The sequence below is a fragment of the Ruegeria sp. CDSB013 genome, assembly GCF_059611165.1.
Map to the genome: position 1 here is coordinate 20,281 of NZ_JBXWPA010000022.1, position 26,743 is coordinate 47,023.

The window sequence follows — 26,743 nt, forward strand, 5'->3', positions numbered from 1 at the left end:
TTCCCTCAGGAGGCAGGCAATGGACAAACCTGACGAAACACTGGTCATGCGGTCGCGCGACTTTTGGGCAGCAATTGTTCTTATAACAGTGTCCGTCTTTTTTCTTTGGAAGACATCGGACATTCCACTTTGGGGCGAAAACCGCGCAGGTGTAAGTGGATCGGATTGGTACAACTCGGCTGCAATTGTACCGCTGTTCATCTTCGGTGGATTGCTTAGCTTGTCCTTCGTTTTGCTGGCTATTTCAATCCGCTCAGGTGGGGCCCAAAACGCGCTCAGTGCTTTGGGCATCGGATGGGATAAGTCGGAAGCCTATCGAGCTTCAACAATAGGCCTGATCCTTCTTGCTTATGTCGTCGGACTGGTTCCCAGAGTGGACTTCATTTTGTGCTCGGGGTTACTGATTACAGCTTTGATCTACGGCTACTACGGCGGTTACGCGCGGCGTGCTTTGGTGGCCTGTATCGCAGTTGTCTCTGCCGGGCTTTTTGCGTTCGCCGTATTTCCCGCGCAGGCGGACTGGAATTCACACGGTGATGATTGGTTTACACTGGCCCTATGGGTCTCGCTATCACTTTTGGTGTTGACCAAAGCGGCTTCCGAACGCGTTTTGCGGGTCGTTCCCTGCGTCGCGATATTGGCCCCGCTCATCCTCGTTTGCGCGATGGCCTTTGTATTCCGACAGAACGTGCCCGCGCGCGGCGGGCTGATCTTCAAGCAAATCGAATACCACTACTACGTGACGCTGCGTCCGTTATGGAAAGACTGACCGGATGGACTTTATCCTTTCGCAACTGGCTGGATTTGGGACCGCATTCGTGGGCCTGGCAGTAGACCCGCTGACCTATCTGTATTTGATCGCATCCGTGTTCTTGGGCATCACGTTCGGCGCATTGCCCGGCCTGACCGCAACGCTGGCAGTGACGATCCTGACGGGTTTCTTCGGCAACAAGATCCCATTGGACTATTCGCTCATCGCTTTGCTCGGGGCCTATGTCGGCGCGATTTACGGCGGCTCTTACCCGTCTATTCTGCTGAACATTCCGGGCACAGCAGCCAGCGCGGCGACGGCCATGGATGGATACCCTCTGGCCAAAGCGGGTCGAGGGGGCGAAGCACTAGGGCTGACCACAACGGCCAGTTTCATTGGCACGGTTATCGGGACCATCACGCTTTTGATCTTTGTCTGGGCGTTGCTTTTGGTTTCAAAAAACATCGCAAGCCCGGAGAAAGCACTGCTGGCCCTGTTCGGGATTCTGCTTTCTGGCACTTTGATGAGCGAAGACCTGGTGATTAAGGGATGGATCGCTGGTTTGATCGGGCTTGCGATGTCCATGGTGGGTCTCGACCCTTTGTTGTCTGAGCCGCGCTATACCTTCGGCTGGTCTTACTTGATGAGCGGGTTTCAGGTCGTGCCGGTTTTGATGGGGGCCTTTGCCATTCCCCAAATCATCGACGGTTTAAGGCACATTGAGGCCGGGAAAGTTCTGGCTCTGAAAGGCCGTATTCTTCCAAACATTCGCTCTATTCGACGTTACTTGCCGACCATTGGCCGGTCAGGAGTGATCGGGACCGGGGTAGGAGCGCTTCCCGGCGTGGGCGAAGATGTCGCCGGTTGGGTCAGTTACGGTGTCGGCAAGACCGTATCTGCCGAGGGCGATAAGTTTGGAAAAGGCTCTTTGGAAGGTCTGCTGTGCTCAGAGACCGCAAACAACGCCTGCATTGGGGGCGCGCTAATCCCGCTTTTGGTTTTGGGCATTCCCGGTTCACCACCCGCCGCGGCTTTGATGGGGGCTTTCAAGATCAACAACGTGATCCCGGGCCCGACGATTGATCCCGAGATCATTCTGCGCGTGGTTGCAATCCTAGTGCTGGCATCCCTGACAATGTTCTTGATGGGCCTGTTCACTGCTCGGGTTTTTATCAAAATACTCGCCATACCGCAGACCATTTTCCTGCCTGTTGTTATGGTTCTAACAACAATTGGGTCTTTCAGTGTTGGGGGTGGCATCAATGATCTTTACCTGATGCTTGGAGTAGGCGCCGTTGCCTATTTCATGAACTTGATGAAATACCCAATCGCGCCGTTGGTGATCGGGGTTATTCTGGGCAGCCTGTTTGACGAAACCTTTCGCCGGTCGCTGTTCTTGTCGGATGGGGATCTTTCGGTCTTCTTTTCGCGGCCCGGTGCGGCCATTCTGCTGGTGCTCAACATTGGTCTGATCCTCAGCCAACTGCCTGTCGCGAAGCGCGCTTTCTCACGTCTGAAAGGACTTCCCGTCTGATGTTTGTGGTTACTGTCACCTTCACTCTCAAGCCCTGTACGAGAGACACCTTTTTGCCGCTGATGGTCGAAAACGCTTCGACCTCTTTGCGTGAAGAACCCGGATGCCAGCAGTTTGACGTTTGCCTCGGCGATGATCCTGAGACAGTTTTTCTCTATGAGGTTTATGATGATAGCGCGGCGTTCTCCGCCCACCTAAAAAGCGCGCATTTTCAGGCCTTCGATACGGCAGTGGCTGATATGATCGCCACCAAGGTAGTTCACCAGTACTCCGAGGTCATCCGATGAACGATTGGGAAATCCACGCCGTGAAATACGCGGATCGCAATGCCCGGACGCGAGCTGATAGTTTCATCATCGATGATAATCACAGCGCGCCTCACGCGATGGATTACTTCGTTTGGGTGCTCCAACGCGGTAACAAAGTCATTCTGGTCGATACTGGCTACGACTCCGATGAGGCCGCCGCCCGTGGTCGTCCCATTGCGATGGATCCTCGCGAGGCTCTGCGGCCCCTAGGCATTTCACCGGAAGCGGTAACCGAGGTTATCGTGACCCATCTTCATTATGATCACGCGGGGGGGCTGCATATGTTCCCGAACGCGAAGTTGCATATGCAATCGGCGGAGATGGCCTTCGCCACAGGCCCCTGCATGTGCCACGACCATCTGCGCGCACCTTTCACGGCGGGCCATATTTGCGAGGTCGTAAACCGTCTCTATTCAGGGAAGGTCGTGTTCTACGATGGAGAAGCCGAGATTATAGATGGGGTCACGGTGCACTGCATTGGTGGGCATTCGCGAGGGTTGCAATGCGTTCGCGTAAGGACGGAAGCCGGGTGGATGGTGCTCGCCTCTGATGCCTCGCATTACTATGAGAATTTCATGGCGCGCAAAGCCTTTCCCATTGTCGTCGACCTACAGGACATGATGGATGGTTTCGAGACACTCGAGAGGTTGGCCTCGCATCCTCGACTTATCGTGCCCGGCCATGATCCACTTGTGCGTGAGGTTTTTCCAGTCGGTGCAGCGCCGCATATCTATAGGCTAGACCCAGGGCCGACGAGGGACATCGAACTATGAAAATTGGTGTCATAGCGGATGATTTTACTGGTGCGAGTGATATTGCGAACACCTTGGCGAAGGGCATGGAGCCAGAAGGTGGGATACGAACCGCGCAGTTTCCGGGTGTTCCCAATATCCCGGTCGACGAAGAGATCGAAGCGGGTGTGATCTCACTCAAAAGCCGCACTGCACTGGTTGAAGAAGCCATTGCAGACAGTCTGAGTGCTTTGCGGTGGCTCGCGGATCAAGGATGCCAGCAGTTCATCTTCAAGTATTGTTCGACCTTCGATTCCACGACGGAAGGAAATATCGGCCCAGTTGCGAAAGCGCTTGCCGACGAGCTGGACGCGCAAAAGGTGGTTTTCTGCCCGGCCTTTCCGGCAACCGGACGCACCGTCTATCACGGTCACCTATTTGTGCTCGGTAAGCTGTTGCACGAGTCTGGGATGGAAAATCACCCTCTTACTCCGATGACGGATGCTAACATCAGGCGATGGTTGCAGCATCAGACCCAAGAAGCGGTCGGGTTGGTGTCGATTGACGCCGTGGAGCAAGGATCAGAGGCGATTGCTGCTGCTTTGCAGAAGACCGACGAACGATTTGTAATTGGCGATGCGATTTCGGATGAAGATTTGTTGGCCTGGGGCGAAGCTCTAAAGAATGCCAAGCTTGTTACTGGGGGATCGGGTATAGCACTGGGGCTTCCAAGAAACTTCCTGAGAGAGACTTCATCCAAAAGTGCCGGCAGTGTGTTCACTGGTATCGCTGGACCCGAAGCGATCCTTGCGGGGTCTTGCTCAGGTGCGACCCGTACGCAGATCAATATTCATGCGGAATCCCATCCGACCTTCGCCATTAATGTTCCGGGCGTCATGTCCGGGGACGTGACCACGCAAACGCTTTTGGATTTCTTTGAAACGCATCCGGGTCAGGCGCCACTCGCGTATTCATCGGGAAGCCCGGATAATGTGGGCGCGATCCAAAACAAATTTGGTCAGGAAGCTGTGGCAAAAAAACTGGATAGTCTCTTTGCAGATACAGCACGAAAACTAGCGGAAGCGGGGTACAAGCGCCTTGTGGTGGCAGGAGGAGAGACGTCGGGAGCTGTCGCCAAGGCTGTCTCTGAGGCACTGGGGTCACCGGCCATGTCAATTGGGCCAGAAATTGACCCTGGCGTACCAGTCTTGAGCGTTGGAAAAACTGAACCCATTGCGATGGCACTAAAGTCTGGGAACTTTGGCGCTCCAGACTTTTTCGCGAAAGCGCTGAGAATGATGGAGGCAGGCCGATGAGTTCGGATGAATGGGCTATGCGGCAGCAGATGTCGGAGTTGTGTGCATCTCTGTTTGCGCGTGGATTTTCTGTCGGTACTGCGGGCAATGTCTCTGCCCGTCTGAACGAAGGCATCCTTATGACACCCACCAATTCGACATTGGGGAATATCGACCCCGAGCGCATTGCCAAAATTGATTTGGATGGCAACCACGTCTCCGGAGACAAGCCGACCAAGGAAGTCTTTCTGCATCACGCCTTCTATGAAACGAGATCGGAAGCGGCTGCCGTAGTTCATCTGCACTCGACCTGGGCGACCGCACTGTCGTGCCTGGAAGACACTGATCCAGATGACTGTATTCCACCGCTGACGCCGTATATGGTCATGCGTGTTGGTACGGTCAAACTGGTTCCATACGTCAAGCCGGGTGACCCGAAATCCGGTGAATTGATCCGCGAACTGGGCGGCAAATATAGTGCTGTTCTATTAGCCAATCACGGTCCCGTCGTATCAGGAAAGGATCTCTTCTCAGCTGTCTGTGCAGCTGAAGAGCTGGAAGAAACGGCTAAGCTGCTAGTGGCTTTGCGCGGCCTGCCAACCCGCTTATTGGATGCTGGACAAGTAGCAGAACTCAATGAGACTTTCAGAAGGATGTAATCAGACACCGAAAGGGGGAGTGTGCCGACTTTTGGGCAAATCGTGCAAAATTATTCGCGAATACCGCGCAAAGTTATGGGCAAGCACATTTGAATTTAATGCACGAAATCAATAGCAGGAGCGCATCGTTATGAGCGCGCCTACAAACTTGTAGGATTGCGTATGACACTTCGCACACCCCATAGGTTTGCTTAGTTTGCCTATAGTTTTTCGCTGCGCGATTATGACCGTCCATTCATCTTGGGACAACTCGCCGCCGGAGGAACCCTGGGCATTCTGATCCCCCCATCGATCCCGCTGATCATCTATGGCGTCATTACCGAGACTTCGATTCCAACGCTTTTGGCGCTTTGGATTCCTTACAAGCTGTTCTGACGGAACAAGCGGCGCACTCAATTGGTTCTTACAAACTGCCATACCGGGATACAGTCAGGCCGAAACGGTGCCATCCTCCGGTGAAGGTTCCGTCTGGGGTTTCGTATATGGCCTCGGATCGGCGAAGTTACTCAAACTGAATTATGACCGCTTCAAAGTCCTGATCGCTTGTGACCCTGGTGTGGTGACCCTTTCCCACTTTGTCTTCCATGTGCCACACGTCGCCGGGGCCGATGTCACGATAGTTTCCATCACTTGCAGTGACGCGGATTGTGCCTGCAAGGCATATCAGCCTTTGCGCCACCGGGGTCGGATGGATGGGCTCGTTCCAACCGGATCGAAGCCGCAGAAACATTGTCTGTTTGACGCGCTCTGGCTCGGATACCTCGATGGCCTGCGCGGGCGGGGCGAAACTCCGTTCCTCGAGGTTGACGTCAATGTCATCCCAATGGCTTTCGCCAGCAGCATCGGCATAAAGCTTGTAATACTTCACGGTGAACGTCCTTTCAGCTTTTTGCAGCGGTAAACCTAAGAATGATCGGTCGCGTTAGTCGTTACTTGCGGGCCTAAAGCTGTGACCCGATCGGTAAAATACCAAGAAAACCAGAGACGATGTGATCCCAGACCGACCCTGTGGGCTCGGAATCGTATTCCAGTATTTCCCCGCCCGCTCCTCGTGTTCTCCATTTAAGCTGGCCTGCGCGTTCCAACGTCACCTGGTAGGTGTAGGCGGGCAGGGCCGCGTCCAATGCACCCATCGTTTGAACGGCCATCGTGGGCGAGTCGATCAGAATGCCCATTTCGGTATTGATGTTCACAGATCGCGGGTCCCAATTGAATGAGCCAACAAAGAGGTAACGGTCGTCGATGGCAAAAGCCTTGGAATGCAGGCCGGACCGGGATTGCGCCCAGTTGATACCGCGACGCTGAACCTGATAGGCATCTGGCCGCAATTCATAAAGCTCAACCCCACCGCGCAGCAACGCCCTGCGTTTCTTGGCGTAATGGGCATAGACCGGCACGACGTCGTTCGACCCTAAGGAATTGGTCACGACCTTGACGTCCACACCGCGATTTTCCAACTCGGTCATCCATCGGACGCCATTGTTGCGCGGCACGAAATAGGCCGAGATGATATTTACCTCGCTGCTGGCAATTTCAAAATACGGCAGCAATTGCGATGCAAGAATGGGGTCGGACGTTTCAACGCCTGCAGCTTTTGAAGGCGGGTCCGCATATAAACGCGCGGGGACCCAATTCAGCCGCAGCGCGCCGTCGGCAAAATTCTCTTGCGCGGATTTCCTGAGCGCAGCGCCGTACTGGGTCTGTTTTGCCTCCTCCACCAACTCATTCAGCCTTGTGCGCGCATCGTTCAGGTCAAACGATTCCGGTTGTCCAACAACCACGCGGGCGGGAACGGCAAATTCACTGTTCCAATAGGAGTCAAAGCTCTGGGAAACTTCAGTTACGACTGGGCCTGCCGCCAGCACGTCCAGATCGGCATAGTTCATTTCTTCCCGGGCCAGGAAATACTCGGCCCCAATGTTGCGCCCCCCGACGATCGTGAACATGTTGTCTGCGGTCATGGATTTGTTGTGCATCCGGCGATTGATGCGTTTGAAGTCTGTCAGACCTGCAATCAGCAGGCTTTGATCCCGCCAAAAGGGATTGAACAGCCGGATCTCGATATTCTCGTGATAGTCCAGCGCTGCGGTCATAGCGTCGTAGCTGGACGTGTCCATGTCATCCAATAGCAGCCGGACACGAACGCCCCTGTCTGCCGCCTGCAAAAGGCTGGCCGCAAACAGGTGGCCCGTGGGGTCATTGTGCAAAAGGTAGTACTGCGCGTCGATGGTATGCTCGGCCGCAGCGGCCAGCAAAAGCCTTGAAACCAGCGCTTGTTCCCCATCACTGATCAGTTTTACCCCGGACCGCCCATCCTTGGGATCGCCAAGCCGGTTGGCCGCGCGCACCAGGGCGCTGTTTGCGGGGGCCGCAAAGGACGACGAAACGGTCTTTTCGTAACTGCGCGTTTTGGGGGCGCAAGCGGCAATGGCCAGCGTACTGCACAGACAAACCACGACGGCCCATGGCTTCATCGACATTCTCCCCCCATTCTATCTCAGGTGACTACGCTTGTAGGGGTGATTGCAAGTTTGTTTCCGTATTCACCGGGTCGTTTCTCAAGCCTGTGTTGTTTGGGCGAAACCCTAAAAGGGCCCGCGCAGGGGTGTTCGCTGACCGCGTCGTTTTAAATTGAAGACGGAGTCTCGGATACTGAGGTTGAAGGGGTGTCGCCGGGTTTTGCAGGTCCGATCGGCCCCCAATTCTGATCATAAAGCACCTAACTGGTTCAAGGCACCTGCGCCGTCCCACAAATGGGTGACGATTTTCAGGTTCGGGGTTTGCGGCTCAGCAACCCGTATTTCATGGCCCAGGATCGGAATGAACGACGTTTGCGTCTTTCCGATTTCGCTGCACGCTTGGATTGTGCGCCGCCCTGTCGGTTGAATTCGAACACATCAATCACCTTCTCGGCACAGCCGCAGGCTTCGCCCATGCCAACCTTGGCAAAGTAGAATTTCTCGAAACTATCCCGGTTTTTCATGGCGAGCCTCCTGACGTGATTGAACCCGTTTTGGGGGAAAAGTCCAAATCACATTCCGGATGGTTGTTGAAAACGCCACGATGACCGGGTGTTTCCAAAATGCAAGCCATCAGATTTCGTGACCGCGAATTTGTTGTTTTCGTTTTTCGTAAACTAAGACTGGGTTACGGTTCGCTTAACGCCTAGCGCGTCTACAAGGATGCGCTTGCCGGCCGACAACATACGACAGGCGAACCTGCGATTGAAAAGACTTGTTGCGTACACACTGCCATTGTTCTGTGGTTTCGCCGCGTCGACCAACGCGCAAAACCTGGATCCAGACGCCTCGGAAACCGCCGCCCGGGCCGCTCTTGCGGTGCTGAGTATTGCCGCCACACCGAACGAAACACTGTCGTCCCTATCCTTTCTGAGCGCAGCCGGTGACGCGCGAAATCTGCGGTCCACACAGTTGCGCGGCGGGTTCAAACCATTGGACAACGGCCTGTATCTGGAAGGTCAGTTCGCCTATCAGAACTATAATCCGGTGGTGATATTCCCCGAAATCGGGTCTGATACCGAACTGGATGTGAAATGGTCAAGCATCGCCGCGACCCTTGGTGTCGGATGGGAATTTCCGCTCACAAATGATTGGCACATCCGGCCAGCCGCGCATCTGTCCCTTGGCCATGTCACAACGGACGCCGTGTTTTCCGACTTCCCGTTGTTTCCGACCCGCTCGAACGGAGTGGGCGAGGTGGATGGCAATCTGAACGCCTTTGGCTTCGGCGCGTCCCTGAGTCTTTTTCGCGAGGCACATTTCGGCCGTTGGCACGCAGAATACAAACTGCGCCAAACATTTCTGGAGTTTCACCCGATAGACGAACCCGAGGTTGGGAATGCGCGCGCAAACTCGAATCAGACCACGTTGTTTTCGCGCTATCGCTATCCGCTGGACAAGGTCAAACTACTGGGCAGTCCGTCAAAGCTGGTTTTGGACGGGGGTGTTGTCCTCTATCACGGCGACAGCGCGATGGTGTTGGATACGGATTGGCTCGCGACGGTAGGTGTCGGAATTGAGGTCGATACCACAAAGATCGGGTTGCCCGCCGTCGAGGGCGCGCGCGTCATGCTGAACGGCGTTATCGCGGATTCGTTTTCGGGGTTTTCGGTCGGGTTCGGGGTTCGGTTCTGAACCTGCCACCAAAGGAAAAGGGCGCAGAAAACCTGCGCCCTTCTTACTGCTCTGGTTTTTGCCCAGATTATTTCCAGCCGGCTTCGTTAAAGATCTTTTGCGCTGTCGGCAGGTTTTCGGCGACGTCGGACAGGACGACCTCATCCGCTTTGAACTCACCCAGCGATTTCACCGAGTCCGCAAGCGCGACGCCTTCAACCGCGGGGAATTCGTCATTCCCGGCCGAGAAATATTGCTGGGCGCTGTCGCTTGCCAAATATTCGAGGAAGAGAACGGCATTCTCTTTGTTCGGCGCATTTGCAGCCACACCTGCACCGGACAGGTTCATATGCGCGCCATAGCTGTCCTGGTTCGGGAAGACCCAACCGATTGCATCGATATCGGCCGAGACGCCTTTGACATCTTTGCGGATTGCGCGAGCAAAGTAATAAGTGTTTGAAACCGCGATGTCGCATTCGCCGGATACGATACCCCGCAGCTGATCGGTATCACCGCCCTGTGGTTCGCGGGCCATGTTGGCCACGATGCCTTCGGCCCAGGCCTTTGCTGCTTCGGGGCCTTCATGGGTGATGATCGACGCCAGAAGGGTCTGGTTATAGGTGTTGCTGGACGACCGGATACAGACCTGACCCTTGTATTCGGGCTTGGCAAGATCGGCATATGTCGCTGGAGGGTTAGCGACGTTTTCCTTGTCGTAGAAAATGATGCGACCACGTTGCGAGAAGCCGAACCATTCATTGTCGCTGTCCTGAAGGTTGTTCGGGATGCGTTCTTCAAGAACGGCGCTTTCGATCGGTTGCAGAATGCCGGCATTCTTGGCCCGTGAAAGGCGCGAGGTGTCGACTGTCAGCAGAATATCCGCGGGCGAGTTCGCGCCTTCGGCTTCCATCCGCGCGATCAGCTCATCGGCTTTGCCTTCGATGCGGTTGATGGTGATGCCAGTGGCCTTTTCGAAATCACTGTACAGGTTTTCGTCGGTGTCATAATGGCGCGAGGAATAAAGGTTCAACTCACCCTCGGCAGCGGCAGAAGTGGCAATCAGGGCCGACAATGCGGCGGCGAAGCAGGTAGAGGATTTGAGCATCATAACTCCCAACATTGAAATGTGCGGCGTAGTAATCCGACTGAAATTGTCAATTAAACGATTCCCGAGTGGATGCAAGGAAATCTGACAAAATTAGTTGGTCAAATGGTCGCTATTGTCCGGTGGGGGAAAGATGCGGAAAGTACGATGCAGAAAAAGTTGGTGGGTAGGATTGTTAAGGGCCCAATGTGTGAATTGGATTCTACGCTGTGAGTGCACGCCGCACCAAACATGCTGCAACTGCGTAGTTCTTGGTCCCGCCATGCAAGGAAGAAGTCAGCAATTCGGGCTGCGTGCCGCGATTTTAGGACCGCGAGTTCACACAGCGCGCAGCATTGCCACCATTGGCCATTTTCAAACAAAAAGCCGCTCTGCGGTGTAATCCGAGACATTGCCAAGCTAACTGAGCTCGCGAAAACGTTTTAGTCGAACCACGATACGTCCCAGTTGGGCGTCTTTTTGTTCTTCAAATCACCGGTCACGCCCGGTGTTTGGCCAGTTCACTCCAACACAATTCAAGAGCAGCCGAAGTGTTTTGGGATTTGCGCGCCGCGCAGATGTTCCATGAAAGGCTCTGTTTCATCGACACCGGTTTGATTTTCTTTGTGCTGATCAGTTCTGCGAAAGTGTCCGGCATCCCTCCTACGATATAGTCTGGCTCTTCCAGTAATCCGGTCAGAAAGTTGTAATCGTCGCATTCGACATTCGGCTGGACATTGACTTTATTGACCGCGTCAGTGTTGCCGCCAAGTGACTTTATCAGAGTCGCTTTCCAGTGTTTGTGAAGATGCGGTGATGCAAAGGGAAAGTCGAAAACACCTGCCATTGTTTGCGGGCCGCGTTGGTGAATTTCATGATCGGGGTGCGCAACAAACTGAATTTGCCGTTTTTCCATCACCATGATTTCGACATTATCCGCATCTGGAGTGTAGGTCAGATCGCCCAGAAACACATCGAACTGCCCCGCCTGCAACAAGTCGAGCGGACGCGCGTAGGCGCTCACCAGTATTCTGAATCGCAGGTCGGGCATCACTTGCCGCACAGACCGCAGGACGGGCACGATCAGAGATCTTGTGGTCAGAGGTCCGCAACCGATCAGCAAAGTACCAGGTCCGGCGTCACGCAAACTGGCAACACGCGTCGCATAGCGATCCAGGTCTTGCCGCAGAGCCTTAGCGATGGGCAAAAACTCCTGCCCCGCCCGCGTCAGCGTACTGCTGTTGCGCCTTCGATGAAACAGCACGAGCCCTGCATGGTCCTCGGCTTGCCCAATATAGCGGGAAAACGACGCGTTGGAGGCACCCATCACGCGGGCCGCGTGTTGGAAGCTGCCAGTTTCAGCCAAAGTAAGAAAGGCGGTTAATGCGTTTTCATTCATCGTGCGGTCAATTTCATCTCAGTTATCGGTTTTTAACTTTCATAATGTGAAATCCTAGTAAAGCTCTGTTGCAGCATTAAAGTTTCGACCGTTATCCCTGATGAACCTTCCGATATTTCCATCATCGGTATCGCCTTCCACTTCCGCAGAGGTCAAAATGTTCAACCTTCGATCCATTGCGTTTTCGGCAACGGTGACCACAGCTTCGGTCTGTGCTACGCCTGTCTTGGCCGAAACCGACCAACCCAATATCCTTGTCATCATGGCCGACGATGTGGGGTGGGCCAGTCTTGGCAGCTATCATCAGGGGGTTAAAAGCATCAAAACCCCCAATCTCGATCAACTGGCAGCGGATGGCATGCGCCTGACGGATTATTATGCTCAGCCAAGCTGCACGGCGGGGCGTTCGGCCTTTATCACCGGACAGTTGCCGGTTCGTACCGGGATGCATACCGTCGGCTTACCCGGAGACCCCGAAAAGGGTCTGAGTGATGACGATCCCACCCTGGCCAACATGCTGAAATCCTTGGGTTACACGACCGGTCAATTCGGTAAGAACCATTTGGGCGATATGAACAAGTTTCTGCCAACGGTGAAAGGTTTTGATGAATATTGGGGTTGGCTCTATCACTTGAACGCGATGGAATACACGTCCGACCCGGACTGGCCCAAAGATCAAAAGTTCAACGACACTTTTGGTCCTCGGAATATCATCCACGCCTATGCGACAGATACGGTTGATGAAACGGTAGACCCGCGCTGGGGTCTGGTCGGCAAGCAACGCATCATCGACGATGGCCCCGCTCCGCCTGAACGGCAAAAAACGCTGGACGACGAAGTGACAGCCCATACTCTGGGATTCATCAACCGCGCGGTTGAAAGTGACACCCCGTTCTTTGTCTGGATGGCACCGGCGCGGGCGCATGTCTGGACACACCTGAGCCCTGAATACGAAGCCATGCTCGGCGATGGGCGTGGGTTGCAAGATGTGGTGATGAAGGAACTTGACGACAACGTAGGAAAAGTCATGGAGCGGTTGGAAGAACTGGGTGTTTCCGACAATACGATTGTTGTATTCACTTCCGACAACGGCCCCGAAACCATGACTTGGCCCGACGGGGGAACAACGCCGTTCCACGGTGAAAAGGGCACAACCTGGGAAGGCGGTTTCCGCGTACCTGCCATTATTCGCTGGCCCGGGAAAGTTCCCGCCGGAACCGTAAGTAATGGCATCTTTGCTGGGCTCGACTGGATGCCAACCCTGGTCGCGGCTGCAGGTGGACCGGATGACTTGCCGGATGCTTTGTTAGAGGGTCACGAAGGCTATCAGGTGCATCTTGATGGTTACAATCAGTTGTCGTTCTTGACCGGCGCAAGCGACAGCAGCCGCGAAGAAATCGTCTACTACGAGGGACCGGACCTGCAGGCCGTACGCCACGGTGACTGGAAAGCGCATTTCACAATTCAAACCGAAGGGTGGGCTGGCCCCAAAGAGGAGTTGAATGCTCCGCTTCTATTCAACTTGCGCCGTGATCCCTACGAAAAAGCGGCCGAAGAGTCGGGGATGTATACCCGGTGGATGGGCAACAAAATGTGGGCCTTTGGTCCTGCGGCTAAGATCGTTCAGAACCACCTGTCTACGTTCAAGGGCTATCCTCCGCGGGGATCGGACATAACCAATCAAACTCACGTGGAAGAACAAATCTCGACCGAAGGCGGGATGTCACAGTAAAACAAACAATAGTCGGGAGGCATTCAATTGTGCCTCTCGATCTTCTTAATCGAGTACTTGAAAACACCTGCGCACGTGGGTCAGCTTTGATACCTTGCTCGGGCACTCGTGTATGCCGCAGCGTCAAAAAGTCTGGGCTCGACGCCGATGTAGGAGCAATCGTGACATCGATTCGACCGCCCCAACTTCGCTCAGCTTTGGATCGGTTCTTACAGCACGCGTTCACTCCGACGGGCGAAAGCCTCAAAAATCTAACGCAAGACCGGAATCCTTCGCGCTGTGCAGCTTTTGCTGGGTCACACGAAAGTCGACAGCCGGGGCGCTACCCAGGCATTGAACTGGAGGGCGCGTTGAGCATCTGGCAACAGTCGGCGAGCGGCTCCGCCATTCCAGAACGGTTCTTTATCTTCTGTGCGTCATTGGGCCGTTTTGAGCCCATAATGTCCGATGCTGCGCAGTGCATAAAGGTCTGCTTCGGTGAAATCTGTTGAGCTCTGCACTTTTGTTGAAGCTCACTCGAATAAGTGCCATGCTAAGCATAATTTCGAACAGAAACTTGGCAAGATCTGACCGAAGGATGGATTCACTCCTTTGATTTACGTTTACTATTTTTTCTACCTTTTGGCTTGGATTTTCGGGGTAACACGACGAGGCAATGATGCCGCGAAAACCAAGAGAATTGGTGTTAGGCTAACCGTTATCTCTCTGCTTACTACGGTTGCCTTTTTTGTTTTGATAAGCGGCATAAAGATGGGTGGCCTTATTTTTGGTGCCATACCACTTTTTCTTCTTTTTCCCATACTCGCGCTTGGAATTGGCCTTGTCACTTCAGCAGTTGCAAATGACCTTGCAAACCGAGGCCTGACGATTTCCGCCCATGCCGTCCGGGTAATCTCGTTGGTCGGCCCTTCTTTGGCAATTCTGTTTTTATGGTGGAACCAACACATAGATGAACAGCAGCGCCGGGATGACTTGGCTGCTTTCCAGGCTGGCGAGCTTGCTGGGCAAATCGGTGACGAAGAGATTCGTTTTCCCGCAAGTCCACAGCTTGAGACCATTCATTCGTGTAGGGGAGATCAGCCCTGCTACACGAAATTTTGGCGCAGTGGAGACACACTGCAAGACATGGTTGCATATGGGGTGGGCGAAGTCAGTTTTACTGAAATTGAGCTGATCCCCGTGCATAGCACATGTGACGGTCCCACCGCGCCACTGAACGCATGTTTGCAACAGTCCGAACTTCAGAGGTGGTGTGAAACAAGGGTGGCGCTTTCTGAGAGCATCTGGTGCCTGGGGAGGCCAAGGCATAGGGTGGTATTCTCGCCTGTGGCTGAAGGCAATTTGCGGCAATTCCAGGAGGAAAACTGGTTAGGTACTGATACAGATAGCCTCGGGACAGATTATGTTGGCAATCCTATTGCAATTGAATGCAATGCCCGCCGCGATGAAAGCATACTGAGCAATCCTCACCTTAGTCGCTATTGCCGTGTCAAGTTTAGCGTTGCTGCTGATGTGATTGCCGCTGTCTATCTTGATAGGTTTGAGCCTTCTGAAATGAAATCGCAGGCAACAACCATGTTGGAATATGCGAGTGTAATCTGGGCGAGCGTAATCCAACAATGATCGTTCCAAGTGTGCCGACGACGTTGCTTCGTTTTTTAGGCGAACGCGTGTTGAGCAGACATTGATGCAAATACAACAAAGGTCTGCTTCGTCCGCATAGCAGACATTAACACCGCAAACAAAAAAAGCCGCGCTCGAAAGCGCGGCTTTAATATTTGGTAGAGTGCAGTTCTTAGCCCTGGCGAGCTTTGAACTTGCGCTGCGTCTTGTTGATCACGTAGACGCGGCCTTTGCGACGCACAACACGGCAATCACGGTGCCGGTTCTTGAGCGAGCGGAGCGAGTTCTTGACCTTCATGGGTCTGTCTCCAATCTGCGGCGCCTTCATCAAGGACGTGGCCAGCGCCTGGGTTTGCGGGTGTCCCGGGTCAGACCCGAAACAGTGAATAGATGGTGGGCGGTACAAGGATCGAACTTGTGACCCCTTCGATGTCAACGAAGTGCTCTACCGCTGAGCTAACCGCCCACTTAACCTTTGCGTTGCCCTGCCCCATAACGAAATGGGGCGCGGAACCCCGCGCCGGTAGCGGGGTCTATAAAAGGAGTCGCAAAGGGGTTCAAGGGGTTTGGTAGAACTATTTTCCGGTCTATGTTCAATGCGAACAAGGAGTCACCATGAAGAACGCTGCTTACGTATTGGATATGCCCGTCAAGCGCACGTCTTGCGTTGTATTTTCTTCTCCTCACAGTGGCCGGAACTACCCCGAAGCGATGCTGAACCGGACAGTTTTGAGCCAGAATGTGATTCGATCTTCGGAAGATGCATTCGTGGATCAGTTGTTTTCTGCAGCGACTGACCATGGTGCACCCCTGATATCTGCAACAAAATCAAGAGCCTATCTGGATCTTAATCGCAGTGCTGAGGAGCTGGACCCGGCCCTGATCCAGGGCGCGCGCCGCCACGGCCATAACCCGCGTGTCGCTTCGGGGCTGGGCGTGATTCCCAGGGTTGTCGCCAATGGGCGCGCGATCTACCGCGGGAAGCTAACGATGGATGAGGCGCGTTTGCGCATCGACACCTGCTGGCGTCCTTATCATGCGCGTCTCAAGTCGCTGCTGGCCGAATCGCACGCCGCTTTTGGTCAGGCCATTTTGATTGATTGCCATTCGATGCCGCATGAAGCGGTTTCGGTGGCCAGCACGACCACGTCCCAGCGCCCGCAGATCGTGTTGGGTGACAGGTTTGGCGCTTCGGCTTCGGCCGAGATTGTGGACCGGATCGAATGCGCGTTTGCCTCGGCGGGTCTGGTTGTCGCGCGCAACGCGCCCTTCGCCGGCGCTTACGTTACGCAGACCTACGGGCGGCCCGGGCGCAATCAGCACGCTATCCAGATTGAGATCGACCGCTCTCTGTATATGGATGAGGTCAAAATCGCGCCGAACGGCAATTTCGCGGCGTTTCAGGACGTATTGCGGCAGGTCATACGGGAAATTTCGGGTATTGGCCGCGATCCGTTGCGTCTGGCGGCTGAGTAACCTCAGCGCAAAGCCCGGCCTTTGACAATCGCATCCGTCCCGAATCTGCGCCGGATTTCATCCGTAGCGCGTTCCGCCTGAGACCGCCTGGACGCGTCGGGATCCAAAAGGTCTCCCGAGATGTCCGCCTGATCATCAGGGCACAGATCGGATATTCCGCAACCCAACAGACGATATGGCCCTTTGTCGCCGACCTGATCGAATAGCCCACGTGCGGTGCGGTAGATGCGGTCCGCGATCTGAGTGGCGTCCCGCAACGAGACACGTCGGGTGATGACCTTGTGGTTTGCTTGTTTAAGTTTCAGGGTTACGACCCGTCCGGCCAGCCCTTTGGCTTTGGCGCGATCCGCAACTTTTTCGGACATGCGCCACAGATGCCCGTCAAGGATGTCCAGGCTGGCTGTATCCTCGAAAAACGTGGTTTCGTTGCTGATCGACTTCATTGGCTCGTGCGAAGACACGCGCCGTTTGTCCTGACCGCGCGCCAGATGCCATAGCCGATAACCCATTGATCCGAACCGGGCTGTCAGTGCCTCCTGATCCCAGCGTAATAAATCCGAGAAGGCGCGGATGCCGGCACGATCCAACGATTCCTGTGCCGCCGGGCCGATACCCCAGATCAGGCGCACTGGTTTATCGTGCAGAAACTCGGCGGTCTCAGCTTTTCCAATCACTGAAAACCCACGCGGCTTGTCCAGATCCGAGGCGACTTTGGCCAGAAACTTGTTGTGCGACAGACCGATTGAGCCTGTTACGCCCAACTCGTCCTTCATCCGCTTAACCAGTCTTGCCAGCATGGCTGCCGGTGGCGCGCCATGCAGCCGCTGCGTACCGGACAGATCCATGAATGCTTCGTCCAGTGACAGTGGTTCGATCACAGGGGTCAATTCGTCCATCATGGCTCTGATCTGTCGTGACACCTCGGCGTAGACCGACATGCGAGGCTTGATGACCACGGCGTCCGGGCACAGTTGCAGGGCTTTGAACATCGGCATCGCAGAGCGGACACCCCGAATACGCGCCACATAACACGCGGTTGACACAACACCGCGTTTGCCGCCTCCGATGATCACCGGTTTGTCGGCCAGATCGGGATTGTCCCGCTTTTCAACCGAGGCATAGAATGCGTCGCAATCCATATGCGCGATGGACAGGTCGAACAGCTCGGGGTGCGTCTTGATCCGCGGGCTGCCGCAGGAAGGGCAGCGCGCTTCCTGTTCCAGAATCGAAAAGCAGTCGCGGCATAAAGCGGGCATTACATTTACATCTCAGTTTTATGCGCTTTGTCATATCAGGCGTTACTGGCTAAAATTTATCCGGTTGGGCAACAAAGAGAAAGCGCTCATGCAGTTCACGGGGGCGAAGGTCGCGCTGTTTCTTGGACCAGACCTTTTGGTCATTCAAAGGGACGACAAGAAGGACATTCCATTCCCGGGCCATTTCGACTTTCCCGGCGGAGGGCGCGAAGGGTCAGAGACGCCGCTGCAATGCGTCAGGCGCGAAACACTGGAAGAAGTCGGGCTGCACCTCGCCAAGGCTGATTTTGTCTGGTCGCGCATGTATGGGCAAAACTGGTTCTTCGCAGCACACCGGCCACCCAGCGACGTCAACCTGATCAGGTTTGGCGATGAGGGGCAAGGATGGCGTTTGATGTCGCCGGATATTTACCTTGAGAATGCGTTGGCGGTGCCGAATTTCGCGATCCGCCTACGTGACTACTTGGCCCAAGGTAGGCCGTCTTTTGATATGTGAGGTTTTCGGAAGAAGACCCCCCGCGATTGGCGGGGGGAGGTGACGGACCTCAGGAAGAGATGGTCCGCGGGGAGTATCACGTCCCCAGAATCGCGCAAATTTCGGGATTTAGATAGGACCCAGGTCACACAACGAAAACTCGCATATTTCATGTGTGTTTTGGGGCACAGGGACGATTTGGCGCGGAATTGGCAAAAAGTGACGTTGGGTCAACTGCTTGAGCCGCAGAAACCGTAAGAAATTGTCTGCGCGGACGCGACCACCCGGCATCAAGCCCTAAAAAATTTTAGCCTGCAATGCGTCGAGAGTTAAGCCCTGTTCGGTGCTTTTGCCTGCGGTGAGGACAATTCGGCAAGGATTGCCTCGGCAGCAGCTTTAGGGTCGTCGGCCTGATAGACAGGTCGGCCCACGACGATGTGGTCCACGCCATCTGCGACGGCATTTGCGGGTGTAGCAACTCGTTTCTGATCGCCAAGCGCGGCACCTGCGGGGCGGACGCCCGGGGTCACGATCAGACGACCTTCGGCCTGGGGCAGGGCACGGATTAGCGCGGCTTCTTGCGGGCTGGCGATGACGCCGTCGGCACCAGACTCAAGCGCGCGTGCAGCGCGTTCGACAACCAGATCCTGCACTTCGCCCTCTTTCAGAAGGCTGGCATCCAGGTCGTCGCGGTTCAGCGAGGTCAGGATGGTAACGGCCAAAATCTTGAGGTCTTTGCCAGCGGCCCCTTCTTTCGCGGCCCGAACCACATGCGGATCACCATGCACCGTCAGGAAATCCAGATCGAATTGCGCCAGCCCGCGAACGGCGTTTTCGACGGTGTTGCCGATATCGAACAGCTTCATGTCCAAAAAGATGCGCTTGCCGTGTTCCTGTTTCAGTTCATCGGCCAATGCCAACCCGCCACCGGTCAGCATCCCCAGCCCGATCTTGTAAAAGGAAACGCTGTCGCCCAGCTGTTCTGCCATGGCCAGACCCTGAAGGGCATTGGGAACATCTAGGGCTACGATCAAGCGATCATCGGACATGGTGCGGGCTCCTTTTTGGCAAACGTCTGCGTCCTAGCGGTTTCGGGCCGCCGTGTCCATGCAGCGCGCGCGTGATCCAGATCACGCAGCTTTGGCCGGACTGTGATATGGTGCCGGTCATTCATAAGAATTTTTCGATGGGGGGACTATGAAACAGGTATTTAGTGTTGGGATACTTCTGGCTCTGATGGGATGTCAGGATATGCCATTGGAAAATGAGGCCGCGGATACGGTCATCAAATCCCCGACAAATGACAATTTGCGTCTGGTGGGGGGATATCGCTCAACCGACGATGATTGCCAATTGACCGGCGAGACGTCATTTACAGTCAATTTTCTGGATGATGCAGCAGACCTTGTTTCCTGCCCGACGGGCAGCGACGCCGCACAATCATTGGTGGAAATGTACCCTGCACGCGAGGTCGCACAGACGGGCGGATATACTGTCTACACCGTGCCCCGACGATAAGTCTGAATCTGCGCTCCAGCCTCTTGAACGGGCAAAGATATTTCCCAGATTGAATGTGAGGCCCAGACCGACGCGTGCCGCCAAGCGGGCGCATCACATTCAGGGCGCTTAGGAAAAGGAGAATACTATGGACTTGAACAAGTTCACCGAGCGGGCACGGGGATTCGTGCAGGCGGCGCAGACGATTGCACTGCGCGAGGGGCACCAGAGATTGATGCCCGAACATCTTTTGAAAGCATTGATGGATGACGATCAGGGGCTGGCCAGCAACCTGATCACACGCGCCGGCGGCGCGCCAACCCGCGTGGTCGAAGCACTGGACGCCGCGCTGTCAAAAATTCCGAAGGTCAGCGGCGACGCGAGCCAGATTTACATGGATGGCCAGACCGCCAAGGTTTTTGCCGAAGCTGAAAAGATTGCCACTAAGGCGGGCGACAGTTTTGTGCCGGTCGAACGCGTTCTGATGGCGCTGTGCATGGTGAAGTCCAAAGCCAAAGAGGCTTTGGAATCCGGTGCCGTATCTGCGCAAAAGCTGAACGAAGCGATCAACGACATCCGTAAAGGCCGCACCGCTGACACTGCGTCGGCGGAAGAGGGCTATGACGCCCTCAAAAAATACGCGCGTGACCTGACCGAGGCTGCGGCTGAGGGCAAGATCGACCCAATCATTGGGCGGGATGAGGAAATCCGTCGCTCGATGCAGGTTCTGTCGCGCCGGACCAAGAATAACCCGGTTCTAATCGGGGAGCCTGGTGTGGGTAAAACCGCGATTGCCGAGGGTATGGCCCTGCGCATCGTCAACGGTGACGTGCCGGAATCGCTGAAAGACAAGAAGCTGCTCGCGCTCGACATGGGTGCGCTGATCGCCGGTGCGAAATACCGTGGTGAGTTCGAAGAACGCCTCAAGGCCGTTCTGACCGAGGTCACTGAGGCCGCCGGTGAGATCATTCTGTTCATCGACGAGATGCACACGCTGGTTGGTGCCGGTAAATCCGACGGTGCAATGGATGCCGCCAACCTGATCAAGCCTGCGCTTGCCCGGGGCGAGCTGCATTGTATTGGCGCGACCACTTTGGATGAGTATCGCAAATACGTGGAGAAGGATGCAGCTCTTGCCCGCCGGTTCCAGCCTGTTGTTGTGGCTGAACCGACCGTCGAGGACACGATCAGCATCCTGCGCGGCATCAAGGAAAAGTACGAGCTGCACCATGGCGTGCGTATCTCGGACTCGGCGCTGGTGTCGGCCGCGACCTTGTCGCATCGCTATATCACCGACCGTTTCCTGCCCGACAAAGCCATCGACCTTGTCGATGAGGCGGCGTCTCGGTTGCGGATGGAGGTGGATTCCAAGCCCGAAGAACTCGATCAGCTGGATCGTCAGATCCTGCAGATGCAGATCGAGGAAGAAGCGCTGAAGCTTGAGGACGACGCGGCCTCGAAGGATCGTCTGGAAGCCTTGCAAAAGGATCTGGCCGACCTGCAGGAGCAATCCGCCGAGATGACCGCCCAATGGCAAGCTGAACGTGACAAGCTGGCTGGCGCGCGTGATCTGAAAGAACAGCTCGACAAAGCGCGTGCTGATCTGGAAATTGCAAAGCGTGAAGGCAACCTCGCCAAGGCGGGTGAGTTGTCTTACGGCGTCATTCCCGAGCTTGAGAAAAAGCTGACCGAGGTTGAGAACGCCGAAAGCAGCCAGATGATGGCGGAGGAAACGGTGCGTCCGGAACAGATCGCTAGCGTTGTCGAACGCTGGACCGGTATTCCGACCTCGAAAATGCTGGAAGGTGAGCGCGAGAAGCTGCTGCGGATGGAAGACGATCTGCATTCGCGCGTGATCGGTCAGGATGCGGCGGTGACCGCCGTGGCAAACGCCGTGCGCCGCGCGCGAGCGGGCCTGAACGATGAGGGCCGTCCGCTGGGCTCGTTCCTTTTCCTCGGCCCGACCGGCGTGGGGAAAACCGAACTGACCAAGGCCGTGGCGAACTTCCTGTTCGACGACGACAACGCGATGGTGCGCATCGACATGTCCGAGTTCATGGAGAAACACGCAGTCGCCCGCCTGATCGGTGCCCCTCCGGGCTATGTCGGTTATGACGAAGGCGGTGTGCTGACCGAAGCCGTGCGGCGCCGGCCCTATCAGGTCGTGCTGTTCGATGAGGTCGAAAAGGCGCACCCGGATGTGTTCAACGTCTTGCTGCAGGTTCTCGATGACGGCGTTCTGACCGACGGTCAGGGCCGCACCGTGGACTTCAAGCAGACGCTGATCATCCTGACGTCGAACCTTGGGTCTCAGGCGCTCAGCCAGTTGCCAGAAGGTGCCGACAGTGCGCAGGCCAAGCGTGACGTGATGGACGCGGTCCGGGCGCATTTCCGGCCTGAGTTCCTGAACCGTCTGGACGAAACGATCATCTTTGATCGCCTAAAGCGGGCCGATATGGATGGTATTGTCGATATCCAGATGGCTCGTCTGCAGAAACGTCTGGCCGCCCGCAAGATCGAGCTGGTCTTGGACGGCGGCGCCAAGGAATGGCTTGCCGACGAGGGCTATGACCCGGTCTTCGGTGCACGCCCGCTGAAACGCGTTATCCAGCGTGCCTTGCAAAACCCGCTGGCCGAGGCTCTGCTTGCCGGTGAGATCAAGGATGGTGAGACCGTCCCTGTGACCGCAGGCTCAGACGGTCTGATTATCGGCGACCGGCTGGGTACGTCAGAGCGGCCCCGTCCGGATGATGCCGTGGTGCATTAAACCAAACAAAGGCCCGCCACTCCGGCGGGCCTTCTTTTTTAAGTCACTTCAAAAGCAACTTGTTCAAGTGGGTCGCAGTTGAACAAGTGAGAAAGACGAGGCGTCCAAAGAATCCATAGGGAAATCCATCGTCTCTGGACCCAGCCCCAATTCGCTCAAGTATTTTTCGGTCCCTCTGCGCCCAAATATGTGCTCAAGCACAGAAAACCCTTGTTCAGACGCGTAGGCGCTGACCTCAGTGGGAGAGATGTTGAAACGAAAGGGTTCGCCGACTCCGGCCACCGCATTTCCGATACTGTCGACTTCCTTTTGCGCTTGCGACGCTGCAGCGGTTGACGCGTATGTCGTCAGAAAACGCGTTTCATTTGAACCATTCGACAGGACCATTGTGTAGACATCTGCAACTTCGGGCGGTGCTACATATTCTAGCGAAACCTCAGCAATAAAGACCGTGCCCAGTTCATGGTCGTAACCGAGCGACTGCAACTTATCGAGCGTTGTCTCACGAGAGAAATCAACCGCCGTATATCGAACGTTTGGTGGAACGCCAAAATTTGAACTGACCAATGATCGCTTGGCTTCGATAGTCTCGGGGCGGTCAACCTCGAAAACTGGAATGTGGCTGTGACTGTTGGACAACCTCAGACCCAGCGTATCTAGGCCCGCGCCAAGTACTACGATCTGACGCGCACCATTCTTGATTGCAGTAAGCGCGCGGTTTTGCATGAAAGTCTTACGCCAAAGAACCGACGCGACGAGGCGGCGTGCCACTGAACGGTCATCGGCGAACTTGAGTACGGTTTCCCAGTCGGTAGCTTGGTCCAGGACCTCGGGCCCCTCGGTAGAACCGTTGCGAAACAGCTGCTCGGCAAATGGGTCGTAGAATACGCGTCGGTATGTTGGGTTACGGTTTACCAAGGCGCAAAAAGCGCAAACCCCAAGGGCGGTGCGGCTTAGCCCGGGAATGGCACTTTGCGGAACATAAAACATGAAAAGCTCGCTTCAATTGTCTGTATGACAACGTAGCCTGAATACCCTACCAATTGGCAGAGTTCAGATTATCCGGTCAAAGTCGCCAGTCTTTTGGAGATAAGGCCCGCCAGCAGGCGGGCCACTTCGTTCAAACCATTGCAAAAATGCGCGCAGGCCCGCCGGTGCCACCGGCATGTTTTGGCGCACCGATCACCAGCGTTGCGCCAGCCGCCGGTACGCGATCCAGTCCCGCGATATTCTCAATCCCGAAACGGCCCGTGGGCAGCCAAGCATAATGGGTGGCGAAGTCGGTCGATATGCCGTGGTCCAGGGACAGCGTGTCGGATGCGATCGAGCGTGCACCGGTCTCTTCGATCAGCATCATTGCGGCTTCGGGGTGGAAACCCGGGTAATGTTGTGCCTGACCGTCGAAACCGCGATACGCGTCGCTGTCAGCTTTGGCGGCCCAACCGGAATACAAGGCCACGCAAGCGCCATCCGGAATGTCTCCGTTGGCAGACATCCATGCCTTCAGGTCATCTGGTGTCAGCAGCGTATCGACATCCTCGGCTGCGCGGGCGGCAATGTCGACAACGCAAAGCGGTGCCACAAGATCGGACACGGGGATTTCGTCCACCGAAGCACCATCCGCTGAAAAGTGCAGCGGCGCGTCGATATGTGTGCCTGTGTGTTCATTGACTGTCAGGCGCTGCAGGTTAAAGCCGTGTTCGCCAAAATTGAAAACCTGTTCGGACGCGTACCCCGGTTCGCCAAAATAGGTTGGGAAATCGGCACTGATCGTATGGGTCATATCCTCGACCTTACCCTCACCAGCGGCGAGGGCGAACGATGCACTGGTGCCAGTTGCGGCAACAGCCACACCGGAGGCAGCGGCAGCTTTGAAGAACCCTCTTCTAGAAAGCATACGGTCTTTGACCGCGTTCATCACGCAGATGTCACACATTCGTCTTCTCCCTTTAGTCTTGCCCGACAATCGGGTGGACAGCGGATCTAAGGGCCTGTTGGCCAATCCTGGCTACAAGACTGCAAGTTGCGTGAAGCAGTTGTAAAGATTGAAGGTCCGGGTATTCCGCCTGAATTGGGCGTTGCGAGTTCAACTTGGCGTGACAGGTGCTAACGGTTTTGGCGCAATTCGCCCTCGGGGATGTCTGATGTGATTTGGTATGGACTTAGCGTGAATCGTTACAGTCTCGTCTCCCAATCGTGACGCATGTTGCCTTGGCGGTGTGGTATCAGCGGATTATCTGGAATCTCAGGCTAGCTTACCAAGGAGACTTAAATGGCGCATCGCTGGACCAATACACTGACACATGCCGACGTCACGCCACAGGCGGCGTTTTTGAACCGGCGGCAGGTGATGGCCGGCCTGGCGGGTGTAGGATTGGCGGGGCTGGCCAGACCGGCAGCGGCGCAGGAAGCACTTGAACCCAACACCTGGGAAGAGATCACCTCGTACAATAACTACTACGAATTCGGGACCCGCAAGGAAGATCCCGCAAGATATGCGCATACCCTGGTGACCGAACCCTGGAGCGTCACGATCGACGGTCTGGTCGACAAGCCGGGTGAATATGACTTCAAGGACATCATGTCCGAAATGACGGTCGAAGAGCGTATCTACAGATTCCGCTGTGTCGAGGCCTGGTCGATGGTCGTCCCGTGGAATGGCTTTGAACTGGCGGACCTTCTGAATATGGCTGGCGTACAAGAAGGTGCCAAGTATGTGGCCTTTGAAACGGCATACCGACCCGATGAGATGCCGGGCGTTCAGTTCCCGATCCTCGAATGGCCATACCGGGAAGGCTTGCGCCTGGATGAGGCGATGCACCCGCTGACTATTATGGCGACTGGTATCTACGACAAACCTATCCCGAACCAAAATGGCGCGCCGCTGCGTCTGGTGGTGCCGTGGAAGTACGGTTTCAAGTCTATCAAGTCTATTGTTCGCATCACCGTTTCGGATGTCGAGCCGCCCACCAGTTGGAACATGTCTGCCCCGCGCGAGTATGGCTTCTATAGTAACGTGAACCCCAACGTGGATCATCCGCGCTGGTCGCAGGCCTCGGAACGTCAGATTGGCGGCGGTCTCTTTGCCAAGCGTATCCCGACGCTGATGTTCAACGGTTACGAAGAAGAGGTCAGCGGACTTTACGACGGTATGGATCTGAAGGAATTCTACTAAGACCATGCAGACGCTGAATCAGATATTGCGCCGCATTCCGGTGTGGCTGGTCTACTTGCTGGGGGTGCTTCCGGCGCCCTGGCTGTTTTACCAGGGGCTGACCGGCGGTCTGGGCGTGGATCCGATTGAGGCGTTGGAACACCGGTACGGCGAACTTGCGCTTCAGCTGTTGATCGTCGTGTTGGCAATATCGCCGCTGCGGCGATTCTTTGGGCTGAACCTGCTCAAGTTTCGCCGGGCGCTGGGCGTGCTGACCTTTGCCTATGTCAGCCTGCATCTTTTGGTGTGGCTAGTGCTGGACGTGCAGCTGCCCAGTCAGATTTGGGCGGATATTGTGAAGCGCCCTTATATAACAGTTGGCATGGCAGCGTTTGTCATGATGATCCCGTTGGCGGTGACGTCAAACAATCTGTCGGTACGCAAATTGGGGCCCCGGTGGCGCAGCCTGCAGAGGCTTGTCTTACCTGCGGCGATTCTGGGCGGGCTGCACTATGTTATGCTTGCCAAGGGATTTCAGATCGAACCGCTGGTCTACCTGTCTCTGATCGTTAGCCTGATTCTGCTGCGCATTCCGGTTTCTGGCCTGCTGACTCGGTTTCGCCCGGCCGATTCCGCCTGACTCGGTGTCGAGTCTGTGGGTAACTCTGTCCAAAGCTCCAGATTCGCTGCCGGTTGCTCTGACGACCGCTTTTGTTGGAATGGTTATTATCGTATAACTTATTGGTTTTGAGCAATAAAATGTGACTTTTCGGTTTTTTACAAGTTTATCGAATTTTCTGCTTGCGGACTTATGCGGTTATACTTAGAACCCCCTTCACCGGCGCTGCTGAGGCGGTGCTGACGGGTCG

At 55.4% G+C, this 26,743-nt stretch carries 25 protein-coding genes, 1 tRNA gene and 2 pseudogenes; 17 read left to right on the plus strand and 11 right to left on the minus strand.

Annotation, left to right across the window (positions count from 1 at the left end):
• Positions 1-19 precede the first annotated feature (19 nt).
• The 7 genes and pseudogenes from AC2FJF_RS23325 to AC2FJF_RS23355 all read left to right on the plus strand — a co-directional run.
• Positions 20-769 carry a hypothetical protein gene (locus AC2FJF_RS23325; RefSeq protein ID WP_496727409.1) on the plus strand — a complete coding sequence of 250 codons (750 nt, stop codon included), beginning with the start codon at positions 20-22 and terminating at the stop codon, positions 767-769.
• Positions 770-773: 4 nt separating this feature from the next.
• Positions 774-2,285 (plus strand): tripartite tricarboxylate transporter permease, encoded by a 1,512-nt coding sequence (locus AC2FJF_RS23330; RefSeq protein WP_496727410.1) that lies wholly within the window; start codon positions 774-776, stop codon positions 2,283-2,285.
• The gene (locus AC2FJF_RS23335) at positions 2,285-2,572 is read left to right on the plus strand and encodes a putative quinol monooxygenase (RefSeq protein WP_496727411.1); all 288 of its coding nucleotides are present in this window, start codon (positions 2,285-2,287) and stop codon (positions 2,570-2,572) included. Before AC2FJF_RS23330 ends, AC2FJF_RS23335 begins: the two co-directional genes overlap by 1 nt.
• A complete protein-coding gene (locus AC2FJF_RS23340) occupies positions 2,569-3,366 on the plus strand; it encodes an N-acyl homoserine lactonase family protein (protein WP_496727412.1) in 798 nt (265 codons plus the stop codon). The genes AC2FJF_RS23335 and AC2FJF_RS23340 overlap by 4 nt, the downstream gene beginning before the upstream one ends.
• Positions 3,363-4,640 carry a 3-oxo-tetronate kinase gene (otnK, locus tag AC2FJF_RS23345; protein WP_496727413.1) on the plus strand — a complete coding sequence of 426 codons (1,278 nt, stop codon included), beginning with the start codon at positions 3,363-3,365 and terminating at the stop codon, positions 4,638-4,640. Before AC2FJF_RS23340 ends, otnK begins: the two co-directional genes overlap by 4 nt.
• Complete coding sequence (gene otnC, locus AC2FJF_RS23350; RefSeq protein ID WP_496727414.1) at positions 4,637-5,278, plus strand: 3-oxo-tetronate 4-phosphate decarboxylase; 642 nt, start codon at positions 4,637-4,639, stop codon at positions 5,276-5,278. The genes otnK and otnC overlap by 4 nt, the downstream gene beginning before the upstream one ends.
• A 216-nt stretch (positions 5,279-5,494) precedes the next feature.
• Positions 5,495-5,638 (plus strand): annotated as a pseudogene (locus AC2FJF_RS23355) (TRAP transporter large permease subunit); the annotation flags it as partial.
• A 142-nt stretch (positions 5,639-5,780) separates the two neighbouring features.
• Here the strand turns inward: AC2FJF_RS23355 and AC2FJF_RS23360 are convergent.
• From AC2FJF_RS23360 to AC2FJF_RS23370, 3 genes are all read right to left on the minus strand, one after another.
• A complete protein-coding gene (locus tag AC2FJF_RS23360) occupies positions 5,781-6,146 on the minus strand; it encodes a cupin domain-containing protein (protein ID WP_058271378.1) in 366 nt (121 codons plus the stop codon).
• Between the two features lie 73 nt (positions 6,147-6,219).
• Positions 6,220-7,752, minus strand: coding sequence for a phospholipase D family protein (locus AC2FJF_RS23365; RefSeq protein WP_496727415.1), 1,533 nt, complete (start codon positions 7,750-7,752; stop codon positions 6,220-6,222).
• A 293-nt stretch (positions 7,753-8,045) separates the two neighbouring features.
• Positions 8,046-8,261 (minus strand): hypothetical protein, encoded by a 216-nt coding sequence (locus AC2FJF_RS23370; RefSeq protein WP_496727416.1) that lies wholly within the window; start codon positions 8,259-8,261, stop codon positions 8,046-8,048.
• Between the two features lie 241 nt (positions 8,262-8,502).
• On the opposite strand from AC2FJF_RS23370, the gene AC2FJF_RS23375 reads away from it, so the two are divergent.
• The gene (locus tag AC2FJF_RS23375; protein WP_496727417.1) at positions 8,503-9,432 is read left to right on the plus strand and encodes an autotransporter domain-containing protein; all 930 of its coding nucleotides are present in this window, start codon (positions 8,503-8,505) and stop codon (positions 9,430-9,432) included.
• Positions 9,433-9,499: 67 nt separating this feature from the next.
• Here the strand turns inward: AC2FJF_RS23375 and AC2FJF_RS23380 are convergent, their stop codons facing one another.
• Together AC2FJF_RS23380 and AC2FJF_RS23385 are read right to left on the minus strand one after the other, a co-directional pair.
• A complete protein-coding gene (locus tag AC2FJF_RS23380; protein WP_496727418.1) occupies positions 9,500-10,516 on the minus strand; it encodes a Fe(3+) ABC transporter substrate-binding protein in 1,017 nt (338 codons plus the stop codon).
• 478 nt (positions 10,517-10,994) lie between these two features.
• Positions 10,995-11,894, minus strand: coding sequence for a LysR family transcriptional regulator (locus tag AC2FJF_RS23385; protein WP_496727419.1), 900 nt, complete (start codon positions 11,892-11,894; stop codon positions 10,995-10,997).
• A gap of 157 nt (positions 11,895-12,051) precedes the next feature.
• On the opposite strand from AC2FJF_RS23385, the gene AC2FJF_RS23390 reads away from it, so the two are divergent.
• From AC2FJF_RS23390 to AC2FJF_RS23400, 3 genes and pseudogenes are all read left to right on the plus strand, one after another.
• Entirely contained in the window at positions 12,052-13,626 is a 1,575-nt protein-coding gene (locus AC2FJF_RS23390) for an arylsulfatase (protein WP_496727420.1), read from the plus strand.
• A 210-nt stretch (positions 13,627-13,836) separates the two neighbouring features.
• Positions 13,837-13,985, plus strand: a pseudogene (locus tag AC2FJF_RS23395) (integrase); the annotation flags it as partial.
• 232 nt (positions 13,986-14,217) lie between these two features.
• Positions 14,218-15,249, plus strand: coding sequence for a hypothetical protein (locus AC2FJF_RS23400; RefSeq protein WP_496727421.1), 1,032 nt, complete (start codon positions 14,218-14,220; stop codon positions 15,247-15,249).
• A gap of 172 nt (positions 15,250-15,421) precedes the next feature.
• Here AC2FJF_RS23400 and ykgO read toward each other — a convergent pair whose 3' ends face one another.
• Together ykgO and AC2FJF_RS23410 are read right to left on the minus strand one after the other, a co-directional pair.
• Entirely contained in the window at positions 15,422-15,547 is a 126-nt protein-coding gene (ykgO, locus tag AC2FJF_RS23405; RefSeq protein ID WP_005648635.1) for a type B 50S ribosomal protein L36, read from the minus strand.
• 93 nt (positions 15,548-15,640) lie between these two features.
• Positions 15,641-15,715, minus strand: a tRNA-Val gene (locus AC2FJF_RS23410).
• Positions 15,716-15,864: 149 nt separating this feature from the next.
• On the opposite strand from AC2FJF_RS23410, the gene AC2FJF_RS23415 reads away from it, so the two are divergent.
• Complete coding sequence (locus AC2FJF_RS23415) at positions 15,865-16,725, plus strand: N-formylglutamate amidohydrolase (protein ID WP_496727422.1); 861 nt, start codon at positions 15,865-15,867, stop codon at positions 16,723-16,725.
• Positions 16,726-16,727: 2 nt separating this feature from the next.
• Here AC2FJF_RS23415 and AC2FJF_RS23420 read toward each other — a convergent pair whose 3' ends face one another.
• Positions 16,728-17,981 (minus strand): DNA polymerase IV, encoded by a 1,254-nt coding sequence (locus AC2FJF_RS23420; protein ID WP_496727423.1) that lies wholly within the window; start codon positions 17,979-17,981, stop codon positions 16,728-16,730.
• Between the two features lie 88 nt (positions 17,982-18,069).
• Here AC2FJF_RS23420 and AC2FJF_RS23425 point away from each other — a divergent pair, with 88 nt between their 5' ends.
• A complete protein-coding gene (locus tag AC2FJF_RS23425) occupies positions 18,070-18,477 on the plus strand; it encodes an NUDIX domain-containing protein (RefSeq protein WP_496727424.1) in 408 nt (135 codons plus the stop codon).
• Positions 18,478-18,785: 308 nt separating this feature from the next.
• Here AC2FJF_RS23425 and pyrF read toward each other — a convergent pair whose 3' ends face one another.
• Positions 18,786-19,505: an orotidine-5'-phosphate decarboxylase gene (gene pyrF, locus AC2FJF_RS23430; protein WP_496727425.1), complete on the minus strand. Its 720-nt coding sequence runs from the start codon at positions 19,503-19,505 to the stop codon at positions 18,786-18,788.
• 148 nt (positions 19,506-19,653) lie between these two features.
• On the opposite strand from pyrF, the gene AC2FJF_RS23435 reads away from it, so the two are divergent.
• Both AC2FJF_RS23435 and clpB read left to right on the plus strand, forming a co-directional pair.
• A complete protein-coding gene (locus tag AC2FJF_RS23435) occupies positions 19,654-19,974 on the plus strand; it encodes a hypothetical protein (RefSeq protein ID WP_170564848.1) in 321 nt (106 codons plus the stop codon).
• A gap of 127 nt (positions 19,975-20,101) precedes the next feature.
• On the plus strand, positions 20,102-22,720 hold the full coding sequence (gene clpB / locus AC2FJF_RS23440; RefSeq protein ID WP_496727426.1) for an ATP-dependent chaperone ClpB: 2,619 nt from the start codon (positions 20,102-20,104) through the stop codon (positions 22,718-22,720).
• A 63-nt stretch (positions 22,721-22,783) separates the two neighbouring features.
• On the opposite strand, the gene AC2FJF_RS23445 is transcribed toward clpB, so the two are convergent.
• Entirely contained in the window at positions 22,784-23,710 is a 927-nt protein-coding gene (locus AC2FJF_RS23445; RefSeq protein WP_496727427.1) for a class I SAM-dependent methyltransferase, read from the minus strand.
• A 130-nt stretch (positions 23,711-23,840) separates the two neighbouring features.
• Complete coding sequence (locus tag AC2FJF_RS23450; protein WP_496727428.1) at positions 23,841-24,656, minus strand: cyclase family protein; 816 nt, start codon at positions 24,654-24,656, stop codon at positions 23,841-23,843.
• 336 nt (positions 24,657-24,992) lie between these two features.
• On the opposite strand from AC2FJF_RS23450, the gene msrP reads away from it, so the two are divergent.
• Both msrP and msrQ read left to right on the plus strand, forming a co-directional pair.
• Positions 24,993-25,895 carry a protein-methionine-sulfoxide reductase catalytic subunit MsrP gene (gene msrP, locus AC2FJF_RS23455; RefSeq protein ID WP_282171008.1) on the plus strand — a complete coding sequence of 301 codons (903 nt, stop codon included), beginning with the start codon at positions 24,993-24,995 and terminating at the stop codon, positions 25,893-25,895.
• 4 nt (positions 25,896-25,899) lie between these two features.
• Positions 25,900-26,514: a protein-methionine-sulfoxide reductase heme-binding subunit MsrQ gene (gene msrQ, locus AC2FJF_RS23460; protein ID WP_496727429.1), complete on the plus strand. Its 615-nt coding sequence runs from the start codon at positions 25,900-25,902 to the stop codon at positions 26,512-26,514.
• Positions 26,515-26,743 lie beyond the last annotated feature (229 nt).